The organism is Albidovulum sp. (genome assembly GCF_049646345.1).
In the GTDB taxonomy this organism is placed as follows: domain Bacteria; phylum Pseudomonadota; class Alphaproteobacteria; order Rhodobacterales; family Rhodobacteraceae; genus Albidovulum.
Genome location: NZ_JBARVQ010000178.1, coordinates 1 through 3,173, shown reverse-complemented (window position 1 = coordinate 3,173; position 3,173 = coordinate 1). Strand labels below are relative to the sequence as shown.

General features: G+C 56.1%; 2 protein-coding genes and 1 pseudogene. 2 read left to right on the top strand and 1 reads right to left on the bottom strand.

The genetic code is table 11. From position 1 onward, the window contains the following. Positions 1-561: autoinducer binding domain-containing protein (locus tag WBB85_RS04445; RefSeq protein WP_432637418.1), on the top strand; the 561-nt coding region annotated here is incomplete at its 5' end. 32 nt (positions 562-593) lie between these two features. Then, a complete protein-coding gene (locus WBB85_RS04440; protein ID WP_432637417.1) occupies positions 594-2,177 on the top strand; it encodes a DUF1963 domain-containing protein in 1,584 nt (527 codons plus the stop codon). A 51-nt stretch (positions 2,178-2,228) separates the two neighbouring features. Here WBB85_RS04440 and WBB85_RS04435 read toward each other — a convergent pair. Then, positions 2,229-3,173, bottom strand: a pseudogene (locus tag WBB85_RS04435) (Tn3 family transposase); the annotation flags it as partial.

The following is a 3,173-nucleotide window of genomic DNA, read 5'->3' as shown; positions in this document are numbered from 1 at the left end:
GCCGGGTACTGCGCCATTTTGAATTTCACCCGCCATGGTCCGCAATACATCGACAATGCCTATCCTGCCGAGTGGCAGGCAGAATATGAGGCCAGTTCCTTCCATTTCCTCGACCCGGTCTTCGTTTGGGCCTTGGCCAAATCCAATGGCGATATCCGGTGGTCAGAAGTCAAACTCCCGGATTTCGGCAGCATCTTCAAAAAGGCGCGCAAGCACAACCTCATGTACGGCGCCGCTTTTGTACGTATGGTCAATAGAAACAAAACCCTTGTATCCGTCGCGCGCGAGGATCGTGAGCTTGAGGACCAGGAGATGCTACACGTCAGCAACTTGGTCAGCAGCCTGGTTCACGAAATAGCGGAGGACCGTACGCTCTCGGAAAAGGAACTGGCCGCAATCCAAATCCTTGCGAACGATGCGACACTGGAAAGTGCAGCAAAGACGCTGGGTATCTCCGTTTCGGCGGTCAAGGCCCGACTGGCGACAGCCAGAACCAAGACAAACGCCGATACAAATTATCATTTGGTTGCTTATTGTCTTCGTGCTCAATTGATCACGTAGCTCGGCCCATACCTAAGCACAGGACGCTTCCTTTGGAACAAACCTCCGTCATCCTGAAACGCCAAGTTCCAATTCGCTTTGATGAAGTTCCCCACTCGTGGTTGGGCGGCCTTCCGATGATGCCAAAATTACGTAAATGGCCGCGTGATGCGGAAGGTGCGCCTCTGCACTTCATCGCACAGATTTGTTGCGCCGATTTGCCGGAGAAACTGTGGAAGGGTATGGGGCCACGCAAAGGATGGTTGTTGCTATTCGTTGAAACCCTGAAACTTGAAGACCACGCAGAGAACAAGGACGTACAGGTCCTGCACATCAATCGTCTGGGATCGGAACGCCAGCCCCCAAAAGATGCCCCGACCGTCCGACATTCCATGTCAGACTACATAGACTATGGTGCGCCTAACATCAGGCCAGGAGTTCCAAAGCTCTGGCGAAAATGGCCTGTCGACATCGTTGTGCAAGACGAATGCCTCTCTAAGGCAGAACCCAAGGAACACGATTCGCGCTCTATTCAAGCCGAAGACCTCTATGACGGCCCCATCGCATCGAATGGATTATATGGAAATCCTTTTTCACTGGATCGACCGCTGACCTGGCGAGGTGCACGCTATGTCATCGAAGGCGTTCTGCGGGATTTGGAGCCGGCGGAGTTCAAACGTAGTTTTGCCGGGGTTGGTGGGCTGCTTGATGCACCTGAGTTTGATCATCAAGAGTTTAAAAAAACATGTAGATCGCGCGTGTTGCAACACCCGGAGTTTCCCGGCGGACGCCTGTATGAGTATGCCCGAGATAGAGATCTTTATAAGAGGGTTGAGGCCGAGGTTCGAGAGGAACGCAATGTCGGTTGGGTCAATCGAGCCTACCGCGGCTTTGATTCAGAGATTGCGCGCTTCGAGGGGATTAAAGCAGAAATTGAACAGGCACATAAGGCCGATGAAAAGGAGGGGCTGGCGAAGACAGAGAACGCTGTCTGGAATATTCAACGATTTGAGGGATATCGAAAGTCCCTTGAAAATCTGATCGCTCAATACCCGGAGCCCGACCCAGAAGGTGCTTTGACACAAGAAATTCAACAGCTTGGCACGGAATTTCTGGATTGGGGTGCACGGATTTCGGCTGCAGCACAAGCTGCAATGCAGAGAATTGATGCCGAAGACCCTGAGACACCTATCTCTGCGGAGGAGTGGGAAGATATGACAGCCACCTTCTCTGAAGGTTCAGCGCTTCACTGGATAGAACAATTCTCTGTTTTACAACAGCGCACCAGCGAAATTCACTTAAAGAAGCACTTGGACATGGCGGTCCGCGAGGACATTTTGGACTTGTATACCCGCGATAGCACAGCATTAGTAGCTTTGCCGCTGGATTTGACGGAAGATGTAGAAGAAAGAGCGAAGTACATTGAACCAGGCCTGCCGCATCGTCTGGGCGGTCTCCCAAATCCTGTCCAAGATGGCTCGCTCGATCAAGGTTATCAGCTCCTATTTCAAGTGGCGACCGATGGGGCGATCGGCTGGATGTGGGGAGATGTCGGTGCGCTTTATGTCACCATTTCAGAGACCAACTTGCGCAAGTGTAGATTTAGTAATCTCGAGGCATGGATTGAAGGCCATTAACAAATAGTGGCAGCCTTAACGTACGATCCTGCCCTCTACCGGAGCAGACCCCAGGTAGAGCCGTCTGGATGGCAGGTCGCGGATACGCGGGATGAACCGGAACCCGAGCAGCGACGTCACGGCAAAGACGTGATCGGTGAAGCCGCCGGTGTCGGCATACTGCTCTGTGATCTTCCGCCCCGCCTCGTTCATCAACAGCCCGTCCAGGATGTAGGGCGCTTCGCTCACGGTGGCCGGAATGTTCTGGGTCGCGAAGGGGCCGAACTGGTCGGATACATGGGTGTAGGCCTTGAGGCCCGGCTCGGAGCCGTATTTCGCGTTGATGAGGTTCATGGCTTCGCCCTGACGGGCGGCGGGCAGCCGGTCGTAGAGATCGAGCACCAGCTCGTCCGCCTCATCGGGCACCGCGGCGCTCAGGCGGTCGAGTTTCAGGATGCCGTTCTCAATCGATCCGCCGGGGATGGCCCCCGCACGCGCCGCCTTGGCCAGACGTGCCAGGCCGTCGGTCATGCGTGCCTTACGGTCGGCCAGCCAGGCTTCCGGATCAAGCGGCACGGCCAGTCTTGGTATGTCTTTCACCGCCTCAGCGGGGACCAGGGCCTGCTTCAGATCGCTGTAGCGCCGAGAGTGCGAGAGCCAAATGTCGCCGGAGCGGAACGCATCCCGCAGATGGAACAACACCGCCACTTCCCAAAGCCGATGGCCATCCTTCTCCTGCGCATTCAGGTGGCGATGCCATTTCGAGCCGCGCCGCAGGAAGCCCACCGGCCGTGTCTCGGGTTTCTCATCGTCTGCGATCAGCATGCTGGCGTGTAGCAAGGGTGCTGCGACACCCGCTGCCTTGACATCCAGCACGCGCAGCATGCGCGGGGCATAGCGCCGGAACCGGTGATAGCCTTGGCCAACATGCGCCAAGGGGTCAGCGGCCATCGTGTCCGTCAACTCGGCGGCGGTGGCAACCAACCCTTCAAGCCGTTCCCACCCGCAGGCCAGCTC